Origin of the sequence: Microscilla marina ATCC 23134, from assembly GCF_000169175.1 — a bacterium.
GTDB lineage: Bacteria > Bacteroidota > Bacteroidia > Cytophagales > Microscillaceae > Microscilla > Microscilla marina.
In genome coordinates this window covers 199,374-224,443 of sequence record NZ_AAWS01000001.1, presented here as the reverse complement: position 1 = coordinate 224,443, position 25,070 = coordinate 199,374, and the positions used below count along the sequence as shown (strand labels likewise).

Annotated in this window: 21 protein-coding genes; 7 read left to right on the top strand and 14 right to left on the bottom strand. The window is 40.5% G+C overall.

The window, feature by feature from the left end:
• Positions 1–31: 31 nt before the first annotated feature.
• The 6 genes from M23134_RS00840 to M23134_RS00820 form a co-directional block, all read right to left on the bottom strand.
• Positions 32–1,054 (bottom strand): Gfo/Idh/MocA family protein, encoded by a 1,023-nt coding sequence (locus M23134_RS00840; protein ID WP_002692864.1) that lies wholly within the window; start codon positions 1,052–1,054, stop codon positions 32–34.
• 348 nt (positions 1,055–1,402) lie between these two features.
• A complete protein-coding gene (locus M23134_RS42405; RefSeq protein ID WP_262492886.1) occupies positions 1,403–1,525 on the bottom strand; it encodes a hypothetical protein in 123 nt (40 codons plus the stop codon).
• Positions 1,526–1,948: 423 nt separating this feature from the next.
• Positions 1,949–3,190 carry a glycosyltransferase gene (locus M23134_RS00835; protein ID WP_002692860.1) on the bottom strand — a complete coding sequence of 414 codons (1,242 nt, stop codon included), beginning with the start codon at positions 3,188–3,190 and terminating at the stop codon, positions 1,949–1,951.
• Positions 3,191–3,628: 438 nt separating this feature from the next.
• Complete coding sequence (locus tag M23134_RS00830; RefSeq protein WP_002692859.1) at positions 3,629–4,912, bottom strand: ABC transporter ATP-binding protein; 1,284 nt, start codon at positions 4,910–4,912, stop codon at positions 3,629–3,631.
• A gap of 12 nt (positions 4,913–4,924) precedes the next feature.
• Positions 4,925–5,782 (bottom strand): ABC transporter permease, encoded by an 858-nt coding sequence (locus M23134_RS00825; RefSeq protein ID WP_002692858.1) that lies wholly within the window; start codon positions 5,780–5,782, stop codon positions 4,925–4,927.
• Positions 5,783–6,000: 218 nt separating this feature from the next.
• On the bottom strand, positions 6,001–6,816 hold the full coding sequence (locus M23134_RS00820) for a M48 family metalloprotease (RefSeq protein ID WP_002692857.1): 816 nt from the start codon (positions 6,814–6,816) through the stop codon (positions 6,001–6,003).
• 27 nt (positions 6,817–6,843) lie between these two features.
• Between M23134_RS00820 and M23134_RS00815 the strand changes: the two genes are divergently transcribed.
• Entirely contained in the window at positions 6,844–7,035 is a 192-nt protein-coding gene (locus tag M23134_RS00815; protein WP_045112748.1) for a hypothetical protein, read from the top strand.
• Between the two features lie 99 nt (positions 7,036–7,134).
• On the opposite strand, the gene M23134_RS00810 is transcribed toward M23134_RS00815, so the two are convergent.
• The 3 genes from M23134_RS00810 to M23134_RS00800 all read right to left on the bottom strand — a co-directional run bounded on the left by M23134_RS00810 (position 7,135) and on the right by M23134_RS00800 (position 9,313).
• A complete protein-coding gene (locus M23134_RS00810) occupies positions 7,135–7,761 on the bottom strand; it encodes an acetyltransferase (RefSeq protein WP_002692856.1) in 627 nt (208 codons plus the stop codon).
• A 155-nt stretch (positions 7,762–7,916) separates the two neighbouring features.
• Positions 7,917–8,576 carry a 3-oxoacid CoA-transferase subunit B gene (locus M23134_RS00805; RefSeq protein WP_002692854.1) on the bottom strand — a complete coding sequence of 220 codons (660 nt, stop codon included), beginning with the start codon at positions 8,574–8,576 and terminating at the stop codon, positions 7,917–7,919.
• Positions 8,577–8,617: 41 nt separating this feature from the next.
• Entirely contained in the window at positions 8,618–9,313 is a 696-nt protein-coding gene (locus tag M23134_RS00800) for a CoA transferase subunit A (RefSeq protein ID WP_045112747.1), read from the bottom strand.
• Between the two features lie 459 nt (positions 9,314–9,772).
• Here M23134_RS00800 and M23134_RS00795 point away from each other — a divergent pair, with 459 nt between their 5' ends.
• Together M23134_RS00795 and M23134_RS00790 are read left to right on the top strand one after the other, a co-directional pair.
• Complete coding sequence (locus M23134_RS00795; protein ID WP_002692850.1) at positions 9,773–10,876, top strand: DUF2855 family protein; 1,104 nt, start codon at positions 9,773–9,775, stop codon at positions 10,874–10,876.
• A 560-nt stretch (positions 10,877–11,436) separates the two neighbouring features.
• On the top strand, positions 11,437–12,279 hold the full coding sequence (locus M23134_RS00790; RefSeq protein WP_002692847.1) for a hypothetical protein: 843 nt from the start codon (positions 11,437–11,439) through the stop codon (positions 12,277–12,279).
• A 180-nt stretch (positions 12,280–12,459) separates the two neighbouring features.
• Here the strand turns inward: M23134_RS00790 and M23134_RS00785 are convergent, their stop codons facing one another.
• Positions 12,460–13,902, bottom strand: a complete 1,443-nt coding sequence (locus M23134_RS00785; RefSeq protein ID WP_157558279.1) for an AAA family ATPase — start codon at positions 13,900–13,902, stop codon at positions 12,460–12,462.
• A 254-nt stretch (positions 13,903–14,156) separates the two neighbouring features.
• Complete coding sequence (locus M23134_RS37290) at positions 14,157–16,565, bottom strand: BspA family leucine-rich repeat surface protein (RefSeq protein ID WP_002692844.1); 2,409 nt, start codon at positions 16,563–16,565, stop codon at positions 14,157–14,159.
• Positions 16,566–17,204: 639 nt separating this feature from the next.
• Between M23134_RS37290 and fahA the strand changes: the two genes are divergently transcribed.
• Complete coding sequence (gene fahA, locus M23134_RS00775) at positions 17,205–18,482, top strand: fumarylacetoacetase (protein ID WP_045112746.1); 1,278 nt, start codon at positions 17,205–17,207, stop codon at positions 18,480–18,482.
• A 222-nt stretch (positions 18,483–18,704) separates the two neighbouring features.
• Positions 18,705–19,157, top strand: coding sequence for a hypothetical protein (locus M23134_RS00770; RefSeq protein ID WP_002692841.1), 453 nt, complete (start codon positions 18,705–18,707; stop codon positions 19,155–19,157).
• A gap of 174 nt (positions 19,158–19,331) precedes the next feature.
• Here the strand turns inward: M23134_RS00770 and M23134_RS00765 are convergent, their stop codons facing one another.
• Entirely contained in the window at positions 19,332–21,395 is a 2,064-nt protein-coding gene (locus tag M23134_RS00765) for a S9 family peptidase (RefSeq protein WP_002692839.1), read from the bottom strand.
• 127 nt (positions 21,396–21,522) lie between these two features.
• Here M23134_RS00765 and M23134_RS00760 point away from each other — a divergent pair, with 127 nt between their 5' ends.
• Together M23134_RS00760 and M23134_RS00755 are read left to right on the top strand one after the other, a co-directional pair.
• Complete coding sequence (locus M23134_RS00760) at positions 21,523–21,843, top strand: hypothetical protein (protein ID WP_002692838.1); 321 nt, start codon at positions 21,523–21,525, stop codon at positions 21,841–21,843.
• Positions 21,844–21,950: 107 nt separating this feature from the next.
• A complete protein-coding gene (locus M23134_RS00755; protein ID WP_002692837.1) occupies positions 21,951–22,466 on the top strand; it encodes a hypothetical protein in 516 nt (171 codons plus the stop codon).
• 628 nt (positions 22,467–23,094) lie between these two features.
• Here M23134_RS00755 and M23134_RS00750 read toward each other — a convergent pair.
• Entirely contained in the window at positions 23,095–23,502 is a 408-nt protein-coding gene (locus M23134_RS00750; RefSeq protein ID WP_002692835.1) for a hypothetical protein, read from the bottom strand.
• A gap of 360 nt (positions 23,503–23,862) precedes the next feature.
• Entirely contained in the window at positions 23,863–25,047 is a 1,185-nt protein-coding gene (locus tag M23134_RS00745; protein WP_002692831.1) for an MFS transporter, read from the bottom strand.
• Positions 25,048–25,070 lie beyond the last annotated feature (23 nt).

Here is a 25,070-nt window from a genome sequence, read left to right as displayed (position 1 = left end):
ACACCTACAATTTTATTTTGAAAAACACAAATTACTTAATTGACGCTGTAGACTTTTTATAAATCATTTCTATTGCCTTAATGCTTCTGATGCCTTCTGTGCCCTCTACTACATCACCAGAGTTTTGATTAAAGTTTTGGATGATATGCTCAATCACAAAAGGATGATTTGAGCTAGTTCCTTGGTATTTACCATATAGATTAGGCTTATCAGTATATTCTATAGTTGTATCTAAAGGCCAGGCTTGCACATCCCAATACTCTATTTTATTCAAATACTTACCTCCTATTTTGATGGTGCCATTTTCGCCTACAATGGTAATACTACCTTCATAGTTTTTGCTATATACAGAGGTTGTCCAAGTAATAGCGCCCATTGTTCCACTGTCAAAAACAATCGATGCATTGCCGCAATCTTCAATCTCTATTTCATGGCTTTTGGTACTCAAGTGTGCCTTTGCGTCTATTACATCGCCAAACCACCACACCAATAAATCTATAAAATGACTCACCTGAGTAAAAAGGGCACCTCCCTCAAGCGCTTTCTTACCGCGCCAAGGTGATTCGTCATAATAGCCTTGGTAACGATTCCACAAGACATCACATTTTACCATATATACTTGCCCCAACTTACCTGAGTCAAGCAACTGCTTAAGGAGCCTTACAGGGGTATTGAATCGGTTTTGTTTGACGACATATAGTTTTACACCTGCTTTTTGAGCGGCTTGGTTCATTTCTTCGCAGTCTTTTACCGACAATGCCATGGGTTTTTCGACCAACACATTTTTGCCTTGGCTAATAACTGCCAATGCCATCTCTTTGTGGAGTGCATGAGGAGTGCATATATTGACGAAATCGCAATCAACCTCTTTTAGCAAATCGTGGTAATTTGTATAATAAGGTACATTTTGATATAGCGTTGATTGCTCTATACATACACTTTCATCTATATCGCAAATGGCTGTTAATTGTGCTCCTTCTTCAGCGTCTACTACTGCTATGTGTCTTTTGCCAATATTACCACAACCTATAATCGCAAATTTGACTTTATCCATTGATTTTAAATACCTTAGTGTTTTTTAATTTATATTGTTTTTTACTTTCAGGGCAGCTACCCCGTTGTTATTCAATTCAAGGCGATGCCCATACTCACTCACCCAAATTGTTTGGCAGAGTTGCCCCCATCAATACATACACAGGAACATTTCTTGTTACTACTGATCCTCCTATTCCACCTTTTTTAATTCAAAATTTATGATACATAAGTCTTCAAACCTGGTCAAGTGTTGATAATTAAAATCAATGGTAATGTGGTGAATATCTCCAAATAACCAAAATATAATGGCCATAAAATAGCTAAATTGAAGAAACAATGCTGCTCCACCCAAAGCGATTTTTTCTTTCTACCCACCTTCTTTATCTCTATTCCAGTAACAGGTAATTTGCACCAGACAAGTTGTTTTAAGTTGATTGGTTTCCATCAACTCTTTGAGCCATACCAAAGAAGAACCATAATAGTTTTGCAAAACACAAAACAACGATTTTCGTTTTTGTGGTGACTTGAATGTACTTCTGCCACCAGCTTATATCTATTTTATTTTTTGTCCACGATTGGCAACTTGGTGTATTGTATAGGCAGGTGCATCATCGTTGGTAAATATTGCTTCTCCATCGCCTAAAAAACGAAGTAATACCAATGCCCTATCATGCCTATTTTCTTATGTTTGCCAGTACTCAAAGCATAAGCAGCACCTAGAGCTTGAGTATTATCTTCTTATTACATACAAATTATACTTGAATACCTGAGTAAAACCTTTGACTGCCGCAAGTTGATAAAAACAGGAGAATTGATTACATCAATAGCTGCTTGATTAAGGGCAAATTGTAGTTTTTGGTGTCGGGTAATTGATGGCTACAACTTGTTTTTTTGCATTTATATGACTTTATCTTTAAAATATAAGACCATCTCTCTCGCCTGATGGCACATATTTTTTATACCAATCACAGTCTTTTACGTATTCTGTCCATTGATTGTACATTTTTGAATCTTCATTTGATTCAGGGATAAATTTTTCTCTAAAAAAAGTAGGTGTATAAATGTGCGGTGCACGACCGTCTGTAATGCCTAATGCATCTAAAGTTGATTTGCATATAGATTTAGGACTATGATACTTTTCTACATAAGCACGTCCTATTTTGGCTAAACTTTGTCTTTTTGGATAATCTTGAATGATTGATTTTAACTTGGTATATAATGTATTAGGGGTAATGTCAATAATTGGACAATCATCGGGGGTGTAATCGATATAATCTTTACGGAGGCTTGTCATTGAAACTGCTCCTGCAGCTAATGCTTCACGATCTAACTTGCCACCACTTGGCAAAAAAAGTTCGCCAATTATTATATCTGATGATGAATATGTTTTAAGTGCCTGATGATAAGGCATGTTTTCTATAAGACGTTGTTCAAACTTAACCCCTTCATCTTTAAGTTGATTTAGGGTATCCAAGATAATAGATGTGCCCTTTACTCCACGATTAGAAGGTGCATGAGCAATGATTGGAATTTCTCGTTGTTGAGAGTTTTCAACTATCTCTTGTGTATTCACTGGAACAAAAAAATGCTGATATGCTCTTAAACCTAATTGGCTTTGATTAGGAAGACTTAATATTACATCCGCATATTTTTCAAATACTCGAGTATATTTTAATTTATTTTCATAGTTGGCTCTTTGGATTTCCGAATTGGTCAAAAAGCTGAAATAAGACTGTATATTATATAATTTTGCTTCTTGTTCATAAGCATCTTTCTTCCTTACATCACTGCCTACAAAAAACACTATAATTTTCTTTCCTCGTCTTTTAAGTTCTTTTAAGTCTGATAAATCAGGCATAAATGTAGACCACATAAACACAAATATATCACACTCTCTAACCGCTTTTCTGAAAACCCTATCCCTTGGTTCTAACCATTTCTTTTGTAATTTCTTTTGCAATAGATGAGGTCTAACACCCCCAAACCAATATTTTTTCATTTGAGAAAAATCATAATCAGCATCCGCTTTTACAATATTGGCATGTTTTCCATGAATTGCAGTCAAGGTTTCATAACCATTTGCTTCAAAACCTTTTGCCAAATCTGTTATTTGAGACGCAATATCAGTAAGTCCAATAAATACTTTCTTTTTCATAAATTAACTGGGCATTAGTTAAGTTAAAAACGGACTAGCACTAACTAATCGAGTATTCTATCAAGTCTATGGGCTGCTCAGAGAGCCTATGGTTGGTTAGTAAACGCTAAAATACTGGCTAGAGATTATAAAAGATCCACCTTGGGTGCCAAGATATTTCATCAAGACCTCGATGATTAAGTTCACGCATAAATCTCTGTATCAACAGAAAGAGTTTTTTTTATTGAGATAAAGCAGGTAAAATAAACTTATTGCCTGCCCGGATATCTAAACCAACAAGAGCAAGGTGCAACTTGTAACGGTAAAAGCAGGTTTTACCTAATGTCTTTCGGCAAACAAACGTTCGAATTCTTTTACTTTATATCATTGTGTAACCTATCCACCAAAACACTTGCTTTCAAAGCTTCTCATTCTTCTTGACCTATAGAGCATAAGACTCTAATTAGAAACACTCCATCGAGATTTTGCTGCTACAAAACCATGGTAAAACCTTTGTTTAAAGTGAGCATCTTCTCCTTCTAGAAAGTTAAGAACACTAAATTCACAAACATGCTCTACATAGTCTATTGTATTACCATTCACATAATGTATACCTAAGGTAGTATTATAGTTACCAGGTTGTAGGTTGTTCTCCATTTTGCAAGACACTTTTTTTAACCCCTTGTCAAAACTTAATAACTCTTTCTGTTCATAAGTTGTGCTTGCATCTAAAATTATCATTCCATCTTTAGTGCTGATCTTTATATCCAAAACAACATCTTCAATTGGTTGTAATACATCAAGATCAAGGTTAAAATGTAATGGAGATTTATAATAAAATGCGTTTGTCGTTACCCCTTCAACATTTGTTAAGGAAACTCTTCTAAACTTTGCTTCACCAGTATGATAGGTGCTTGCATTTTCAGGAATTAGCCCATTCTTTATATCTATCCTATCTTGCGATAAATATTCTTCAATGACATTATTGGGCTCTCCTTCATAAACTACCTGTCCCTGTTTCAGCATGATAGCTTGCGTACACAAAGCTTTAACACTTGCCATATTATGGCTTACAAACAGCACCGTCCTACCCTCTCCCTTGCTTACATCCTTCATTTTACCTATAGCCTTCTTCTGAAAGTCCGCATCTCCCACGGCAAGTACTTCATCTACAATCAAAATCTCAGGGTCGAGGTGGGCAGCTACTGCAAAAGCAAGACGTACATACATACCCGAAGAGTAGCGTTTTACGGGTGTATCCACATATTTACTTACTCCCGCAAAATCTGTGATTTCGTCTAGTTTACTACGAATTTCTCGCTTATTCATGCCCAAAATAGCTCCGTTGAGAAAAATATTTTCCCGTCCAGTAAGCTCAGGGTGAAACCCTGTACCTACCTCAAGCAAAGAAGCTACTCTCCCCTTTACTTTGATGTTACCTTTGGTAGGGCCAGTTACTTTTGACAATATTTTTAACAGGGTTGATTTTCCTGCTCCATTTTTACCAATAATGCCTAACACTTCTCCTTGTTTTACATCAAAGTTAATATCTTGAAGTGCCCACACATAGTCACCATCGATAGTATCCAGCTGATTGCTCTCACCTATTTTTAGTAATGGATCTTCTTTACCCCTCACTCTTGCCCACCATCGGGCCAGGTCATCCTTTAAGGTTCCAGAACCTACCAAACCCAAGCGGTATTGTTTATACAAATTTTCTACACTTAATACAATCTCTGACATACCCTGATATTTTTAAACTGTATCCATAAATGTTTTTTCAATCCGGTGAAATAATGCTACTCCTATAAAAAAAACGAATCCTGCTATTAGAAGACTATAGCCAACCGAGTTGATACTTACTATGCCCTGTCCAAAGAAGGCGTATTTAAAACCCTCTAAAATAGATGCCACAGGATTAAACTGCATGTAGTATTGCAACTTTGGGCTCAGTGACGACATTGGGTAAATGACAGGGCTGGCATACATAAAGAGTTGTACCCCAAAACCTATTAACATAGTGAGGTCGCGGTATTTGGTGGTAAGCGACGAAATGATAATACCTAAACCCAAACTAAGTATTGCCATGATTAGTATAAAAAGTGGTATTGCCAATAACCATAAATTAGGCTGGAGTTGAGCACCTCTTAAATAGTAAATCAGATAAAATATTAAAAAAAGGACAAACTGTATAGTAAAGGAGAATAAACCACTGATAACGTTTGAAACAGGGACAGTTAGACGAGGAAAATAGACTTTGCCAAAAACTGCCTGATTTTCTACAAAGGTATTGGAAGTTTTATTTAAATTACTAGCGAAATAGTTCCAGATGGTAACCCCACACATGTAAAACAAAAAAGCAGGTTGCCCATCAGTAGATAGTCCAGCTATTTTGCCAAAAACCAGTACAAATACTAAGGTAGTAAACAGGGGTTGTATGATGTGCCACAGAGGTCCCAGAATGGTTTGTTTATATACTGCCACAAAATCACGCCTTACAAACAAAACAATCAGGTCACGGTATTGCCATAGCTCGTTGAGCCTTAAATCAAACCACGATTTTTTAGGCGTAATTATTTCTGACCATTGATCCTCAGTAGTTTTTTGAGACATGGGTTATATCTTCGTTTTTATATAAAAATTTTGTGTGCCAGCACCATTAATTACCAAAGCCTTTGTGCAAGTTTTTCAGATTATTAAGTTTGCCTAAGCAAGCAAATAACAGAAATTTATTTACTTCACACAAAGTTTAGTAAAAATTATTTCAAAGCCGTTTACCAAAAACCCCAAAGCGGGTAAGTAACACACTTTGAGGTTTTATACTAAAAAAATTACTGAGGCAAACCGTTCTGAAAGGCTTGATAATCACTTACATTGGTGTCTACAGTGGTTTTACAACCCATAGACTGCGCCTTGGCTTTGATGTCTTGTACCCGGTTTTCGGGGCTTGGGTGGGTGCTTAGCCATACTGGAGTGTTTGAACCTCCCTGGGCTTCTATCAACTCAAAAAACCCGGCTGCTCCACTACATTGATAACTGGTTTTAGACAAGTACTCTACCGAAAACGCATCAGCTTCTGACTCGGTGGAACGGCTAAAACTCAAGCCACTCAAACCGCCAGCAACATCTTTGGCAATACCGCTAATCCCAGTAGAGTTTTTGCCAAACACCACATCTAGCATCAAACTTACCCCATACTTTTTGGTAAGGTTGGTAGTAGAGTGGCGTTTGTCGGCATGGGCGATCTCGTGCCCCATTACTCCGGCAAGTTGATCTTCGTTTTGCAGATACTTGATTAGCCCAGTGTATACGTAAATATACCCCCCAGGAGTCACAAAAGCATTGAGGGTTTGATCATCCCGCACAATGAATACTTGCCACTCAAAGGTTGTCCGGTTATCTACTCCACCACCGTTCAATATATTATCTCTTATTTTTTCCAAAAAAGCATAAGAGCTTGCATACTGAGTACGATCCAGTATAGGATATTCGGTAGGTTGACTGGCTATTTCGTCGCGTACCTGCTGTCCAAGTTTTATGTCGTCTTGCAGGCTAAATATATTTACTTTGCCATCCTTGGTACAAGTACAAAAGACTAAAGGAATGAGCATCAAAAACAAAGATTTAAATATGTATTTCTGTATCATTATTTTATAAAAATGGTTGGTTTTTGAATGAAACGATTTAGTTTAATTGATGTTTTAAGGAACGTGTTCAAAATAGGTGTCCAGATTTTGGTTAAAGGCTCAAAGCTGACTGCGGCATTTTTTGAGGGCGTAGCAGCGCTACGGCTGAAAAAAATAACAAAAGGCAGTAATGAGAACCGCAGAACGAAGTTCAAGCTCTGCGAAGCTAATTTATTCTAAACCGGACAGTTATTGCGAACATGTTCCTAAGTGTCTGAAGTACTGGCTGTTTTACAAAAAAACAAAATCACCCTTATAGAAACATTACTTTTGCAGAAATTATTGCATAATTCGCTGTGGATTTCCTACCACTACTGTGTTATCAGACACATCTTTTATCACTACTGCCCCTGCGCCTATGATCACGTTTTTGCCAATACAAATGCCTTGTTTTACTACTGCATTGGCTCCAATAAAGCTCATATCACCTACTTGCACATTGCCACATAGGGTGGCGCCTGGAGCTATATGGCAAAAGTCCCCTATATGGCACTCATGCTCAAGGGTACTTGATGTATTACAAATGCTCCCTACACCTACATAACAACAAGCGTTAATCACTACATTGGGCGCAACCATTACTCCTGTCTGACTTGCAATGTATGCGGCATGGCTCACAATGCTTTGGGGGTGAATGGCGTTCACAGGCTGAGCAGTAGAACCAACAAGTAATTCGTACACTTTTTTGCGGGCATAGTTGTCGCCAATGCTTATAAAATAAGCGAGTTTCTTCAATTGTTTACCAATGCTTGGGGCAGTTTCTTTGCCTTGGTACTTTAAGAGGTAAGGGTTACGGGCTTTTTCTTCCCTATCATAATACCCAGTAACAGTATACCCCATACTAGTGAGTATATCAATGACCACATAAGCGTGTCCGGAATACCCAATCACCACTGCTTGATTCATTGTTTTTAATAAATTAATTAAAAAAGCTACAAACGATGTTTACTATACGTTTGTAGCTTGTCTTTTGTAGCACTTTGCCTATTTGAAACTTATTAGTTGGGACCAACAAAGTATGTATCTTCACATCACCGTTTTAAATTTCGGAAATAAAAAAGTTAAAAAGCCATTTCAGGTATTTCTTCTTCTACAATTAATTTACCTGCGGTAGAGTTTTTTATTTCTTCCAGGCTTACCCCTGGAGCACGCTCCAGTACCTTAAACCCACCTTCTGGCACTACTTCAAACACCCCAAGCTCGGTCACAATTTTCTTTACACAGTTTACCCCCGTTAGCGGTAGGCTGCATTCAGGTAATAGTTTAGACTTACCGTATTTGTCTACATGACGCATTGCCACAATGATGTTTTTTGCCGAAGCTACCAAATCCATCGCGCCTCCCATGCCTTTCACCATTTTACCAGGAATCTTCCAGTTGGCAATGTCTCCATTTTCTGATACTTCCATTGCTCCCAAAATAGTCAGGTCGATGTGCCCCCCTCTAATCATACCAAAACTATCAGCAGAGCTAAACAATACAGAGCCATCTACCATCGAAATAGTTTGCTTACCCGCATTGATCAAGTCAGCATCTACGTTTTCTTCGGTAGGAAAAGGGCCAATACCTAACAGTCCGTTCTCAGACTGTAGCACTACGTCCATGCCTTCAGGAATATAGTTTGCCACCAAAGTGGGAATACCTATGCCCAAGTTTACATAATAACCATCTTTTAACTCTTTGGCAATACGCTGAGCTATGCCGTTTTTATCTAAAGCCATAATTATTTTTTTTTGATTGTCAATGAGAAAAACCGTAGCAATTAAGCCGACACTGTTCTTTGCTCAATGCGCTTTTCGTAGCCAGTGCCCTGGAAAATACGCTGAACAAATACTCCTGGTGTGTGAATAGCATTAGGATCAAGCTCTCCGGCAGGAACTAACTCTTCTACTTCGGCAATGGTTATTTTACCCGCTGCTGCCATCATTGGGTTAAAGTTGCGGGCGGTACCTTTAAAAACAAGGTTACCGGCAGTGTCTCCCTTCCAGGCTTTTACCAAAGCAAAGTCGGCAATTAACCAGTTTTCCATCAAGTACATTTTTCCGTCAAACTCACGGGTTTCTTTGCCTTCTGCTACCTCGGTACCATAGCCTGCTGGAGTAAAAAATGCAGGGATACCAGCTCCACCAGCACGAATACGCTCGGCAAGGGTGCCCTGTGGAGTAAGCTCTACCTCAAGTTCACCCGACAATAGCTGTCGCTCAAACTCTTTGTTTTCGCCTACATAAGAAGAGATCATTTTTTTCACCTGGCGTTGCTGGAGCATCAAGCCAATACCAAAGTCATCTACTCCGGCATTGTTAGAAATACAGGTAAGCCCTTCGGTCTTTTTTGCCACCAGTGCACTAATGCAGTTTTCGGGAATACCACACAGCCCAAAGCCCCCCAACATAAGGGTAGCATTGTTAGGAATGTCGGCTACTGCCACCTCAGCGTTATCTATTACTTTGTTTATCATTTTGTAAAAGTTTGTGTTGGTTACTTCTATTTTTTTATTTAGAAATTGTGTCACATACAGCTTGGTTGTTACTATTTAATCAATAATTACCAAACTCTCAAAACAGGCAAGGCTTTCTACCTTTCTAATTGGATGTATAGTAGTTATTTTTGAACTATTGCTACAGCAACCTGTACATTTTTAACAAACTATCCAAGGTAATGAACTGTTCATGAAACCATTACTTCTGGTTTTTGTTGAAGATTGTTGTACTTTTACCCAATACTTATCAAACAATAATCAAAATTAGAACAATCGCCTGAAAAATGAAACCAAAGCCTAGCCAATAAAAACAAGTGCCTAAAGAAACGGTCTGGGAGGCTTTTATAACGGTAAAAAAATATTTTCATCTGATGCTATGGTCGAACAAATTCGGATTGATATATTTAAGGTTTTAAAACCTTTTATTCTAACAGATATATGCTGCCAATCAAAGCTAAAAATTTTGTGGTTGAACTAAACAATCTCAGTGCAGGAAAAACCGTGGAAACCAGTTACTCTGAAAACTTACAACCTCACCAGGTATTACTTAAAATAGACCAGTTTGCGTTTACCTCCAATAATATTACCTATGCAATAGTGGGAGATAAGATGGGGTACTGGAAGTTTTTCCCTACTCAAGAAAGGCATGGAATTATTCCGGTATGGGGCTTTGCCGATGTAGCCGTGTCTAACCACCCTGACATACTCCCCGGACAACGCTTTTATGGATATTATCCTATGTCGTCGCACTTGTTGGTAACTGCAGGCAAGGTGGCACCGCATAGTTTTATAGATGTGTCGACGCATCGCCAAGGGTTGGCTCCAGTATACAACAGTTACGTCAATATAACCCAGGATTTGTTGTACCACCCACAAAAAGAAGCCCTGCACAGCTTGTATGCTCCTTTGTTTCAAACCTCTTTTTTGATAGAAGATTTGGTGGCTGATCAGGCATTTTTTGGGGCAACCCATATTGTGTTAACCAGTGCATCGAGCAAGACTGCCCAGGCATTGGCATTTTTGCTTGCTTTGCGCAAAAAACAAGAAAATCTCTCCATACACATTGTAGGGCTCACGTCGGCTAAAAACACTGACTTTGTACAACAACTAGGTTGGTATGATCAGGTGCTCACTTATGGTCAAATAACTACACTTAATCCACAGCAAAAGCATGTAGTAGTGGACTTTACGGGCAACCACCAGACACAATACCAGTTGCAGACTCATTTGCAACAACAACTTGCCTACAATTGTTTGGTAGGACTTACCGATTGGCAACACTTGCAAGGAGCACAAACCCTTCCTCAACCTGGCGAGTTCTTTTTTGCGCCCACGCAAATGCAAAAACGGGTGAAAGACTGGGGACTCGACGAGCTAAAAAAACGAGTAGCTAAAGTATGGCATCAGTTTACCACTGAGGTACAGCCTGCTATAGTTGTAGATAAACACCAGGGGAGCCAGGCACTGGAACAATTATATCAACACATGTTGAGTGGTCAGGTTGACCCACAAAAAGGGCATACGGTAAGTTTGGGGGGCTAAAACTATATCCCAGGATTTTAGTAAAACTACCAAATTTGGCACCTCTTATTTTTTCCAGATCACTTATCCAATAGTCCATAGTATTTAGTCGATAGTCAATAGCTGATTCGAGTAAATGTTTACCTTGTTAAATGCTGCAAACCAGTATTTTATATTAAGATTGCTTACTCAATTTATTTTTAAAAGTGTGTCGGTTTTACGCCCAAACACCCAATTAAATAGTTTTTAAATTCGTAAATAACTGAGAACCAGCAAACAACTTTGACTAAAATCACTGCGGAGTATTGTTATCAAAAACAATAAGGGAGCAATTAAAAAATAGGATACCCGTTCTTTGATAGCTATTTTATTCTGAGACGCGGCACTTTTTAAAGTCATAGCAGAGCTATGGCTGCAAAAAAGTAACAAAGTATCGGGGCAAAAGAGCAGCTGCAAAATGGGTAGATTATTTCTTGTTTGCTCCCTAATTTATAGCCGCACAGTTTTTTATCCAGGCAAAGTACAGTGAGTTTGTCAATGAATTGCTGTACTTTGCACTGTACATATCACCAGACAACAGGATGAGCTTGAAAGGAAACAGTAGAAAAAACAACCTAGATCAATTGTTTTCGGTAAAAAATATTTTGTCAGCACGGGGCTTTGACATCAGAAAAGAAGACAAAGAGAATAATCTGTTAATTAAAAATATACGACAGCGAAAATACCCCAACGGAGAGCATTTATTTAGAATATTTAATGACTTCAGAAAACGTAAAGAGTTGCTACATGCCATCACTCATTCAAAAAAAACTTCTTCGGATAAAGAGGTACGCAAGCTGATCAACCACGCCGAGTTTGCCCCTGACCGCAATAAGTTTTCTTATACTTTTGAATGGTACATGGGCGAGCTGGTAGTACGCAGGTTTAGTGCTTTTGCTTACTCTTATGGAGTAGAGGTAGAAGATGTTCAACGCAACGAAACCAACACCTACGCCGGAGACTACGATGTGTTGGTGGTGCTGCGTAACCTCAATCTGATTTATATCGAGTGCAAAACGGGTAAGTTTAACCGTGAGAGTATTCTTAAAAGTGTAGGCAGGTCGCTTGCTTTGCACTGCGATTTTGTCATTATTATGATTGACAACCCGATTCATGCCAATCAACTGCACCATAAACTCAAGGGTGCCGACCACCCCTTGTTGCCTCTTCACCGCCTCAACCAAATTCAGACCAAGGGCAATGACGCCAGCCTTATTTATGACTGGATGAATTGTTATTTACTGACAAGTTCGGGTAATATCGAAGAACAAATAAAAACTGTACTTAGAATAAACCAGGCAAAAAAGATTTTGCCCCAGTATATGTTTGGCTACGAAAACCACGAGTTCGAACAACTAGGGTATACCATAAAAACACTTGTGTAACACTTTACACCAGACTTATATCATTAACTCAAGTTACGCAGTTTTCTGAAGGTCACATGTTTCTATTGTTGAATGGCTGTATTGTTGCGCAATGTGTAGCCCAACCATTGAGCAATAAAGCCATATAACCATCAAAATAAGTAGGTCTGCGTAACTTCAGTCATTAATATACACGCTCACCTATTCATACCTGTGCCGCACAACCTCCAGGTAAGAACTTATTTGGTGCGCCTCGTTCAAACGTTTTTGCTCTAGGTAAATCTGCTGCAGGTGGTAGGCAGTTTGCGCAAGCCCCTCCCAATCGTCGTCTATCTCAAAACGCAAGAAGTAGTGGGCGGCTTCTTGCAAAATTCCGTGAAACTTATATGCGGTTTTGTCACAACTGAGCCACCCTTTTTGCGTAAGCGTTTCCAGTCCATCCAAAAAATTATAGTGCGCTCTGTTCACCGACAAAAACCGGGTAATACGGGTAGGCAAATTTAACGCTCTTTTGAGGTCTTGCCAATCTATTTCAAATGGAGGAAAAACAATAAACTGCTTCATTACCCACTTTTCGTTGTCCGAAAACCCCGCAATATTCAACAAAGTAAGTACATGGGTAAACAGTACTTGTTCGTCTTGGGCGCGGTCTTCGAGCAAACGAGTAGCAATGAGCCAATTGGTGTTTGCCAATGAACTTTGGTGCAGTGCTTTGTGTAGTTCTTTTACGTTCCATTCCTTGTATTGGCGCAGTACCCTTGCCAGCAAGCGCGACATCAGGGGTTGGTAGTCAACCAAACCCAACAACTTGGGCAGAGAGTCATCTTCTTTTGCCGAAAGGTGTTCTTTAAAAAATAATTCCGACGATTGTTCTTCATCAAAGTACGCTATATCTATAGCCTGAAAATCATCGCCACGATAAGGTTGCGTAGTACTAATCAAAATGTCAAAATTGGCTTGCTTGCATAACTCTTTGAACATGTCAAGGTCTTGCGGCTGATAACGGTCTAAACCGTCGGCTATGAGCAGTTTTTTGCCGGGCAACTGTTGCAAAAAAGCAATGATGCGCTGTAGCTTGATGTCTTGTTTGTATTGTTGGGTATAGAGTTGCTGATTCTTTTCGTCAAAAAAGTAAGCCACCAAAGCATCGGTCAGACTGGCTCCTGTACCAATCCAGGCTACATAAGTATACTCTTCTATATAGGTATAAATGTATAGCTTACAAAGGGTCGTTTTGCCCATGCCACTCATTCCCTGCAAAAATACAATGGGCAAACCTTTCTTTTGCAACGCCCTGATGTGCAATAAATCCCGGCGACGGTCTACGGCTTGGTCAGCGTCTAAAGGAGGAATAGGGGTAAGGTAAGGGCTGGTGTGCTCATATTGTGCCAATTGGTCTACAAAGTCCAATATCTGCCAGGCTATTTCGTACGACCCTTTTTCAAGCTCATAGTCGTTGATACGCCCTAGGGTGTGTTCGTAACAATGTGCCTGATACTGAGAACGATAGGCACGAACTACCCCTACATGCATTTCAAAATAATCGTGGCACAACTGCTCTATAGCATTAATGCCTTGCCCTATCTTTGTCTTAGAAAATAAGGCTTTGATTTTGCTTACTCTACGGGGTAGTTCTTTGTTCACTGCTTTGTGGGTTTGGTGCTCTTTAGTCCATAGCACCAACAGGAGCAAGCTTTAAGCAACAAGCTTCAAGTTGCCTCCTGTTCCAGAGACAACTAACAAAATCATAGTATACTTATTTTCAGTGGTTTATGAATTTGTTAGTTAAAAGTCAACAGTCGATGGTGGCTACGCTAAATGCGATGGCGATTACTAAAAACATTGTCGCTAAGCCTTGACAACGACACCAAGCTTGCAACAATGACCGACCAAGATAATTATTTCTTCAATTGTTTCCAATGGCTTAAGTCTTGTTTGAAGTTAGTAGTACCTTTGAACATGTCTTTCATCGCTCTGACCTTCCTTATATTCCATCTGCTTATGGGTTGATTGAAGGAGGTAGCATACTCAAACATAGAGCTCATATTGGTCACTTTGCCCACATTCCACTTATTAAGGGGTTGGTTAAAAGAGGTGGCACCTCTAAACATTGCTTTCATACTGGTTACTTTGCATACATTCCAATTACCTATAGGTTGGTCGAAAGCCTTTGCCCCAGCAAACATCCATCCCATACGTTTTACTTTGCGCACATTCCAATTGCCAAGGGGTTGGTTAAAAGAGGTGGCGCCTCTAAACATTGCTTTCATGCTGGTTACTTTGTGCACATTCCAATTGCCAAGGGGTTGGTTAAAAGAGGTGGCACCTCTAAACATTGCTTTCATGTTGGTTACTTTGCGCACATTCCAACTGCCTATAGGTTGGTTAAAGGAGGTTGCACCTCTAAACATTGCTTTCATATTGGTTACCTTGCTCACATCCCAGTTGCCTATAGGTTGGTTGAAGCGGGTTGCCCCTTTAAACATCTCCTCCATATCATTTACATTGCTCATATCCCAGTTGCCTATAGGCTGATTGAAAGCCTCTGCCCCAGCAAACATCCCTATCATACGCTTTACTTTGCGCACATTCCAACTACCTATAGGTTGATTAAATAATTTTGCCCCAGCAAACATCTTATGCATATTGGTTATTTGGCTTACATTCCACTTGCCTATAGGCTGGTTAAATGACTTTGCCATAAAAAACACCCCACCCATATTGGTTACTTGGCTCACATCCCAATTGCCTATAGGTTGGTTAAATGACCTTGCCCCCGAAAACATAGAAGCCATATTCTCTACCTTGCCCATATCCCAATTGCCTATAGACTGGTTAAACGCCCTTGCCAACGAAAACATAGACACCATACTCTTGACATTGCTCACGTCCCAATTGCCTATAGACTGATTGAAGGCAGTTGCCCCTGCAAACATTTTATACATATTGGTAACTTTACCCACATCCCATTGATCAAGTGATTGATCGAAGGCTTCTGCATCTGCAAACATATACCTCATATTGGTAACATTGCTCACGTTCCACTTATTAAGCGGTTGGTTAAAGACTTTAGCTCTATAAAACATATAAGCCATACTCTTGACATTGCCCACGTTCCAACTGTCTATAGGTTGGTTAAATGACCTTGCCCCCGAAAACATAGAAGCCATATTCTCTACCTTGCCCATATCCCAATTGCCTATAGACTGGTTAAACGCCCTTGCCAACGAAAACATAGACACCATACTCTTGACATTGCTCACGTCCCAATTGCCTATAGACTGATTGAAGGCGGTTGCCCCTGCAAACATTTTATACATATTGGTAACTTTGCCCACATCCCATTGATCAAGTGATTGGTCGAAGGTTTCTGCCCCCGAAAACATATACCTCACATTGGTAACATTGCTCACGTTCCAATTGCCTATAGGTTGGTTAAATGCCTCTGCAGCGGCAAACATTCTGTTCATATCGGTTACCTTGCCAACGTTCCAGTTGCCTATAGGTTGGTTGAATGCCTTAGCTCTGGCAAACATCCCTTTCATGTTGGTTACTTGAGTTACATTCCAGTCACCTATAAATTCATTAAAAGCCTCTGCACTCGCAAACATTTCAATCATACTTTTCACTTTACTGACATTCCACTTGCCTATAGGTTGGTTGAAAGAACGTGCCTCATAAAACACTCCATTCATACTTATAACATTGCTCACGTCCCAACCACCTATAGGTTGGTTAAACCGTTCTGCACCAGCAAACATTCCATCTATCTTTACTACCTTGCCCACATCCCAGCCGCTAATCGGTTGATTGAAAGACCTTGCTTCAAAAAACATCCCGCTCATATCAGTTACCTTACTCACATCCCAACGCCCTATTTTTCCATTAAATTTTGTACAACCCAAAAACATTGCCTTTAACAACTTTACTCGGCTCAAGTTAAGGGCATCACTCGCCACGCAATTCATATTAGCACATCCTGCAAAAGCACCTTCCATGGACGTCCAAGCAATGTCGCCCCACTGCTCAATACTGATGAGCTTGAGCTTATCGCCCTTGCCATCAAAGTGAATGTATTGCAAGCCTCCCGTAATGCTCACTTGGTATTTACCCGCCTTTGGCAAGGTAAGCGTAGTCACATCTTTGCCCGTTGTTTTGCCTTGGTTTTTGGGGTTGCCCACTTCTTGCCACACTATTTGGTAGTTGCCCTTGGCGGGGATGGTAATTTGATTGTCTTTAGAACTCCCTTCGTTACTGGTTTGCCAAATCGTGATAAATTGGGCAAAGCTGGTAGCACTGGCAAACAATAGAAGTAATACTAAAGTGATGATTTTTGCGAAGTTTGCATGGGTATCAATTATGATGCATTGTAAGTGTAAAAAACAATTGACAAAATAAAAAAAGTTAGTCAATTGTGCCTATTCTTAGCTAGAGTTCAGCGAAGTACGATAGAAGTAGAAACCTCAAAACACACCTTGAATTACAAATAAAAGCTCATTGAAGACTATTTTGGCAAATAAGCAAAAACTTTCAAAAACTTCTTATGTACAATCCTTTTTAAAAAACCATTTAATCCTATAACTTTACCCCGATTTTTAGACGCTTTAACTTTAGCCTGATTTTTTACTAAAGTTATACAGTAAAGAGTATGTAAGTTTCAGACAGATATTATTCAAAGTAAGCAGTAAGTTACAATAGTCCGCAGCATTCAGTCAATAGTCGACAGCCATTGCGTGAGCATACAATACCTACTAATTTGGCTAACATTAGACTACGTGATTTAAAAGCCTTGGAATATTGACGTTAGATAACCAATAAACATCTTCTGATTTCTTTAACCTACGGGATGGCTACACTATAATATATTAATTGACGCTGATCCCAGGAGCTCTTTTTTTATGGAGAGTTCTCAACTAAAACACCAAAAAAAATTAACAAAAGCATTTATGATAGAAGCAAACAACCCTGATCTTAAATCTTGGGTAGAGGTACCCGCCAACAGCGATTTTCCAATACAAAACCTGCCTTTTGGTATATTTTCTATTAATAATGCGTCTCCTCGAGCAGGAGTAGCGATTGGTAATTTTGTGCTAGATTTAAGCGTATTGTCAGAGTTAGGTTTTTTTAATCAACTAGAGCTGGCTGATAATACGGTCTTTCATAAACACCAACTGAACGATTTTATGGCGTTGGGCAAGCCAGTATGGACAGCGGTACGTAACCGTATATCGGAGCTATTGCGCGACGACAACCCTGAATTGCGCGACAACAGCGATGCCAAACGTCAGGTATTGTATCCTTTGCAAATGGTACAAATGCACTTGCCAGTGCGGGTGGGTGATTATACCGATTTTTACTCAAGCATAGAGCACGCTACCAACGTAGGCACTATGTTTAGAGGCAAAGAAAACGCCTTGCCTGCCAACTGGTTGCACCTGCCTATTGGCTACCATGGCAGAGCTTCTTCTATTGTGGTGTCGGGCACTCCTATACACCGCCCCAAGGGACAAACCAAGGCTGACGATGCCGACATGCCTACTTACCAACCAAGCCGTTTGCTGGACTTTGAGCTGGAAATGGCCTTTATTGTAGGACAGTCTACTCAACTGGGCGAAAGTATTTCTACCAAAAAAGCAGAAGAGCACATCTTCGGGATGGTTTTATTTAACGACTGGTCGGCCAGGGATATTCAAAAGTGGGAATATGTGCCGTTAGGTCCTTTTTTGGGCAAAAGTTTTGCCTCTACTATCTCGCCTTGGATCGTAACTATGGATGCTTTGGAGCCTTTCAGAGTAGACTCTCCTGTCCAAGACCCTGAGGTATTGCCTTACTTGCAATATGAAGGTAAGAAAAACTTCGACATTCACCTGGATGTAATCATACAGCCCGAAAACGGCCAGGAAAAAGTAGTATGCCAGAGTAACTTCAAATATATGTACTGGAACATGGCGCAACAATTGGCTCACCACACTGTAAACGGTTGTAATATCAATGTGGGTGATATGTGTGCTTCGGGTACCATTAGCGGCAAAGATGAAAACTCTTACGGATCGATGCTAGAGCTCACCTGGCGCGGTAGCAAGCCTATAGCGATGCCTGATGGTTCAGAGCGAAAGTTTATCAACGACAACGACACGGTAGTAGTGAAGGGTTATTGCAAAAAAGAAGGTTTTGCCCGCATAGGGTTTGGCAGTGCCAGTGGAAAAGTTTTTCCGGCAGTGTAACCTTCACCTCACTAAATACTCGAAACAATGCCTTTGAATGAGCCTGTCTGACTACTGTGTCAGACAGGCTTTTGTATTTATTTGATAATACATCATAGGGTCTTCAATAGCCCTTGTTATGGAGAGTTTTTACAAGTTGGCAAGATATTAAATATATAGATTACGCTGTCTATCAGTATTATTCACTTATCTTGCAACCCTATTGATATTAACCCCTAACCAATGCTATTATTAGATATCATAAAAGAAGAATGTAAGAACTATGATTATCAGGTGATATTTGTTTCAGAACAAGTAAATATATTATACCTCCCCTCTAAAGATGTCATAGTGTGCCAGTTAAACGCTGACATTAACATTACTTTATTCAAAGAAGCTATTCTGAAAATGGGCGAGTTTATCAAGCAACACCAGGTAAAAAATCTGGTAATGGATAAACGCAACATGGTCACATTACACCTCCCTTCTATGCAGTGGTTTTACCTCAGCTGGATGGAGCAGATGTATAAAGATGGGCTCACCACGTTTCATAAGATTTTACCCAACAACGAGCTGTTTAAATTTAGCCTGCAAATGGGCAAAGACAAGATAGTGGCAGATAACCCCCAGGTAGACCCCGCAAAAGTAGAGACACACTATTATAAAAACCTACATGAAGTACTACAAAATTTGTAAGATTTTCCGCTTTTGAAAATAAGCTTTAACCGTAGGAGGTTTGCCTCCAGGCTCTACGAGGCTAAACAAACCTGTAGGAATGCACAAAAAAGGCATAAAAACACCTTGCCTGAAAATAGTGTCAGACAAGGTGTATGGTAAGCTCAATTAAGCATACTTATGGTGTATGGCTCACTACTCCTTGATGCCCAATAAATCGAACATAAATGCATATTCAAGCGCCAGCTCCTTGAATCGCTGAAAACGTCCCGTTTTACCGCTGTGTCCGGCACTCATATCAATCTTGAACAACAACTGGTTTTGGTCTGTTTTTAATTCCCGCAATTTTGCCACCCACTTAGCAGGTTCCCAATATTGCACCTGAGAGTCATGAAAACCCGTAGTAACCAACAAGTTAGGATATTCTTTGGCTTCTACCTGGTCGTAGGGCGAATATGACAGCATGTAGTGGTAATACTCTTCTTCGTTGGGGTTGCCCCACTCGTCGTACTCTCCTGTAGTAAGCGGAATACTATCGTCTAACATGGTAGTGACTACATCTACAAAAGGCACGGCGGCAATCAACCCTTTAAATAAGTCAGGGCGCATATTCATCACTCCCCCCATGAGCATGCCCCCGGCGCTGCCCCCCATGGCAAACAAACGCTCTGGAGCAGTATACTGCTGCTGCACCAAATACTCTCCACAGTCGATGAAATCAGTAAAAGTATTCATTTTCTTAAGCAACTTTCCATCTTCGTACCAAGGGCGCCCCATGGTTTCGCTCCCCCTTATGTGGGCAATGGCGTACACAAAACCACGGTCGAGCAAACTTAACCTTGCCGAACTGAAGTCTGGCGTAACATTGATGCCATAAGAACCATACCCATACAGTAAAGCGGGATGGCTACCATCTCTTTTCATTCCTTTTTTATACACCAGCGACATCGGCACTTGTGCTCCGTCGCGTGCCGTAATGTGTACCCGCTCTGAGGTATATTGCATAGGGTCATACCCTCCCAACACCTCTTGTTGTTTGAGCAAGGTCTTCTCCTTGGTTTCCATGTTATAGTCAAAGGTAGAGCGCGGAGTAATCAACGAATTGAATCCATAACGCAATACTTTGGTGTCAAACTCAGGGTTGTAGGCAGTCCAGGCAGAATAAGCAAACTCCCCAAAGTCGAGGTAGTGCTCCTGGCTACCATCCCACGAGCGTACATGCAAACGCTCTAACCCGTCTTTACGTTCTTGCACCACCAAAAAATCTTTGAACAGCTCTATTTGCTCAAGCATTACGTCTTCTCGGTGAGCAATTACCTCTGTCCAGTTTTCTTTGCTGGGTGCAGTGTCTGGCGTTACCATTAAGCGAAAGTTTTTAGCTTGCCAGTTGGTTACTATATAGAATTTGTCATTGTAATGGCTGGCGCTGTACTCGTGTTTATCTTCGCGGGCTTGCAGCATCTTAAACTCTCCCATAGGATCGTTGGCTGCCAGGTAACGCTGCTCAGTAGAAAGGGTGCTGTAAGAAGTAATCACCAAAAATTTGCGTGACTTGGTACGAAATACGTGGGTTCCAAAGGTTTCATCTTCTTCTACAAAAACCTTTACATCTTCGGCTTGTGGGCGGTTCAGTTTATGCCTCCAGATGGTGTCATCACGCAAAGTTTGTTCGTCTTTGGTTACATAAAACAAAGTTTCATTGTCGGCAGCCCAGGCAATGCTTCCATTGGTATTGGTAATGGTGTCTTTGATGATCTCACCCGTGCCCATTTTTTTGAAATGAATGGTATACCTGCGTCGCCCCACGGTGTCTACACTAAACGCCAGCATGTCCAGATCTTCGCTCAGCGATAAGCCCTGTACGGCATAATAGTCGTGCCCCTTGGCACGCTCGTTTACGTTGAGCATGACCTCTTCTTCGGCCTCCAGATTGCCTTTTTTACGGCAATAAATTGGGTACTCTTTGCCCTCTTCGTAACGTACATAAAAATAATAGCCCCGATTAAAGTAAGGTACACTCTGGTCTACTTCTTTGATGCGCCCTTTGATCTCTTCAAACAACTTGTCTTGAAAAACATTGGTGTGCGCCATCACTTTTTTGGTGTACTCGTTTTCGGCGTTTAAGTAGTCGATCACTTCCTGATCTTCACGTTGGTTGAGCCAAAAGTAATCATCCACACGGGTGTGTCCGTGTTTGGTTAGTTCTTTGGGCTTTTTTGCTGCTACTGGTACCGCAGTCTGGGTGGTCTGATTTGTCATATATTTGTTTATATTGTAGTGCTTCTCTGTATGCTTTCATCACATACTCTAAAAAGCAAGTTTGCACCTATGCTTTGATTATGCAAGCAATTTACAGAACAATTAGAGAAAACTTTAACCAAAATATATGGAAGATCTACCCGAAACACTGCAAAAAACAGCTCAACTGATAGATAAGCAATTGGGCAGCCAACTCACCCTCACTTCACCTCCATCGTTACACGACTATGAGGCATTGGTAGCACAACTCACTCCGTTTATACAAGCGTTGCTCAACGACGAGTTTGAACGCTTACTACAAATCATGTACAGAATAGACGTGTCTGAAACTCTTTTTCGTGCGGCACTGGGGCACCCCAACCCTGACGAAATTGCGCCTGCCATTGCCCGCTTGGTAGTGGAACGCCAATTGCAAAAAGTAAAAATAAGAGCGCAATACCAGAAGTAAAGAGAAACCCTCACGCTTTATTTATGTAACATCTGGAGTACTTGGCTAAATAAGACAGGTATTGATTGGGGTAAGTAATGGGCACAAAACAATAATTCTATAAGAATATGTATGAAAAAACAGTAAAGTATGTCCCTTTCAACAAACGGTTTTGGGACAAGGCAATGCTTATAGTGGTGCTGATGGGTATACAAGCCATTATTTTAGGAATAGTGGCTACGGTCACACAAATCTGGTTTTTGCTGGCACCCATTGTCGTAGTTCTCATTGGGGGGGGCGTCAATGCCTACATTTTTTGGAAACGCATGCGTTACTTTTTACAGCACATTAAAATAAGTGATGAGCAAATAGTGTATGTAGATTTGTATTACAAAGATGAACCCCGGCAATTGACCATTCCTTTACACACTTTTACTGTCAAATTTAGGTATTCGGGAGGTAAAGATCGCAAGACAGTTTTATCGTTGTTTGACGGTAACCGCCTGCTGGCTAAACAATATGATTATGGAGAATGGGGGACATCGTCTATGGGGGAAGTATTTAGGACAATCAAACAACTCAAAAACGAAGAGTTGTCGCTCAAAGAAGAACGCATGCTTGAGGGCAAGGGGCTGTTTTTTTAAAAAATGCGTGGGAACTACCCCATATACTTCTCCCCTCTCCTTATTTGTTGCTATTTGCCAATAATGTTTGATAACCTTAAATTATGTTAAGTAAATATTTAATTATCCAAATGATAATCCTGCATACAGTCCAAAAAATTATTTTGAAGAAGGTCAGAATGGGGACTGTGGGTTGGCGCTACTTCTCTGAATCAAAGTTGGGAGGGGCTGTTTGAAGAGTCATTATTTTGATAGGAAAGGCAGTTACCTGCCTTGAGTGTTATCTTGAAGTTTAAGCTAAGGAACATGTTCAAAATAAGTGTCGAGATTGAGGTCATAAACTCAAGGCTGACTGAGGCACTTTTTGCGGGCAAGGCAACATCCGGGGGATGTTGAGCCAGACCGTGGGACGGTACTACGGACAATAAAAGCTCACAGTCCCGGCGGAACTGCCGGGGTAACGAAAGTCAGGAAAGAGGATATGTTCTAAACCGGACAGCTTCAAAGTCCCGATTTCTTATCGGGGTTATTGTTGAGGGCTACGCCCGAAATCCCGTTTACGGGGCGATCACATTCCTAAAAGTACTTACCCAACAAAAAAGCCCCGACAAGTTTCTATCACCTGCCGGGGCTTTTTTGTTGTAATACTTTATCCCATTATCCAGGCGTACGCTTCTTCTACATCGTCAAAAAATTCACGACGTTGCCCTTCATAATCTATATCTTCTACTTTTTTGACAAATCGCTGTACGCCATATTTAGAAAACACGTCGTGATCGGGCTTAATCACCATTGCCCGCTTGTCCATTTGCCAATGTTTTTGTCTAAACTCCAGAGAGAGTTCCGCAGCATAATCTTGCGACTTAGGGGTAATGCCTTTGTGCTCTCTTACATCATGCAGCGTTCTTTTTACTTTATTTGCCACCATCAACTTGTTAATCAAATCAATAAGGTTGCAGTAAGTATCATCATTTGTATAACCACTCCAGGTCATCAATAGGGTGCTGCTTTCCTTTGCATACTTAATGGTTAAGTTATTATCTTTATATAACTGCATTGCGATCATCGGTATTTATAATTTTTAATATCAATTTTTCAAGACATTGCTCAAATGCCGCACAAAGGTACATATTTATTACATAAAAAGTACTACCTATGCAAAAGTGACCCCCAGGAAATATGCCATTCAAACTTTTTATTCCAAAAATATCATGAGTAAAACAGGCATTTTCGCCAAATAATGCGGTATTTCACTACTTTTGAAGCACTTCCTCCTAAACAAAATATTCAAACCACCTCACACATGACAGAAATTGAGCAATTGAAACAATCTATTGCCCAGTAAACAAGGGCAAGGTTGCAGCAAAACAGGAAGATCTTATTGTTCAATGATTTTTATGATACTATCATAAGATCATCATTTTTTACGGTACAAAGGGTACATTGCCCACAACCCAAACAAGGGACCGATAAGTAAAGTAACAAAGATGTACTGGGGAGCCATGAGCTGTGCCAGATAGTTGACAAACTGTATGCTTATAATGGTAATGGCAAACCCTAAGCTGTTGACAATGGTCAGGGCAGAACCTACGTAAGCCTGAGGAGCAGTTTGGGCGGTGAGTGCCGAAAACTGGGGTGAGTCGCCTACTACAGTAATGCCCCAAACTACTAATAAAGCTAAAAACAGTGCTGGAGACAACTGAAACAGTAGTGGCGACAACAAACACATGAGCCCTGATATACCCAATTGAATAACCGCTATTTTGGCGCTGCCTACCTTCCCCGAAGCTATTCCTCCCACAATACAGCCTATACTTCCTACAGCAATGACCACAAAAGCCCACCAAGACAAGTTTGCCTGCCAATGGTTTGCCTGGGCATATTGTTGTAAAACAATGGGTACAAACGCCCAAAAGGTGTAAAGCTCCCACATGTGCCCAAAGTAGCCAAAAGCAGCACAGCGAAAGTCTTTGGTACGAAACATTTGTAACAACACTTTGGGGTTAAACCCTGCTCCTTTGCTAATGTAGGGACCATCGGGCACCAACAAGTACATGGCGGTTCCGCCCACTGCAGCAATAAGGGAGACTGCCTGAAGCACCGTTTTCCACGAAAGTGCTCCTCCTATGCTTTTGAGTAAATGAGGAAACGCGGTACCCAATACCAACGCACCTACCAAAAAACCAATGGCTTTGCCCAATGATTTTTGGTACCAACCAGCAGCTATTTTCATCCCTATAGGATAAATGCCTGCCAGAAAAAAACCTGTCATAAAACGTAGTAGTAACAGGCTAAACAAATTGGTGGCCAACCACAAAATGGTCATATTGGCAACAGCCCCCAACAAGGCACAAACTAAAAAGATGCGACGGGGCGAAAACTTATCGGAAATGGCAAAAAAAGCAAATACCAGGGTGCCCAAAATAAACCCTAACTGTACTGCAGAGGTAATGCTGCCCAATACCTGACTACCGCTCAACTGTAGATACGCCTGGAGGTCTGGCAACACGGCATTGCCCGCAAACCAGAGTGAGGTGCCGGCAAACTGAGAAAATACAATTACAGGAATGATCCAAATGGGTGGTTTTTGTTTTTTTGTCATCGGGTGTTGGCTTTTTTACAAAG

Coding starts and splice junctions, on each gene's coding strand:
- M23134_RS00835 (WP_002692860.1), bottom strand. CDS start 3,190: ATGAAAAAGAAAGTATTTATTGGACTTACTGATATTGCGTCTCAAATA.
- M23134_RS00790 (WP_002692847.1), top strand. CDS start 11,437: ATGAGCTTGAAAGGAAACAGTAGAAAAAACAACCTAGATCAATTGTTT.
- M23134_RS00750 (WP_002692835.1), bottom strand. CDS start 23,502: ATGCAGTTATATAAAGATAATAACTTAACCATTAAGTATGCAAAGGAA.
- M23134_RS00795 (WP_002692850.1), top strand. CDS start 9,773: ATGCTGCCAATCAAAGCTAAAAATTTTGTGGTTGAACTAAACAATCTC.
- M23134_RS00760 (WP_002692838.1), top strand. CDS start 21,523: ATGGAAGATCTACCCGAAACACTGCAAAAAACAGCTCAACTGATAGAT.
- M23134_RS00755 (WP_002692837.1), top strand. CDS start 21,951: ATGTATGAAAAAACAGTAAAGTATGTCCCTTTCAACAAACGGTTTTGG.
- M23134_RS00815 (WP_045112748.1), top strand. CDS start 6,844: ATGAAACGATTTAGTTTAATTGATGTTTTAAGGAACGTGTTCAAAATA.
- M23134_RS00820 (WP_002692857.1), bottom strand. CDS start 6,816: ATGATACAGAAATACATATTTAAATCTTTGTTTTTGATGCTCATTCCT.
- M23134_RS00840 (WP_002692864.1), bottom strand. CDS start 1,054: ATGGATAAAGTCAAATTTGCGATTATAGGTTGTGGTAATATTGGCAAA.
- M23134_RS00805 (WP_002692854.1), bottom strand. CDS start 8,576: ATGGCTTTAGATAAAAACGGCATAGCTCAGCGTATTGCCAAAGAGTTA.
- M23134_RS00765 (WP_002692839.1), bottom strand. CDS start 21,395: ATGACAAATCAGACCACCCAGACTGCGGTACCAGTAGCAGCAAAAAAG.
- M23134_RS00800 (WP_045112747.1), bottom strand. CDS start 9,313: ATGATAAACAAAGTAATAGATAACGCTGAGGTGGCAGTAGCCGACATT.
- M23134_RS00830 (WP_002692859.1), bottom strand. CDS start 4,912: ATGTCAGAGATTGTATTAAGTGTAGAAAATTTGTATAAACAATACCGC.
- M23134_RS00770 (WP_002692841.1), top strand. CDS start 18,705: ATGCTATTATTAGATATCATAAAAGAAGAATGTAAGAACTATGATTAT.
- M23134_RS00745 (WP_002692831.1), bottom strand. CDS start 25,047: ATGACAAAAAAACAAAAACCACCCATTTGGATCATTCCTGTAATTGTA.
- fahA (WP_045112746.1), top strand. CDS start 17,205: ATGATAGAAGCAAACAACCCTGATCTTAAATCTTGGGTAGAGGTACCC.
- M23134_RS00825 (WP_002692858.1), bottom strand. CDS start 5,782: ATGTCTCAAAAAACTACTGAGGATCAATGGTCAGAAATAATTACGCCT.
- M23134_RS00810 (WP_002692856.1), bottom strand. CDS start 7,761: ATGAATCAAGCAGTGGTGATTGGGTATTCCGGACACGCTTATGTGGTC.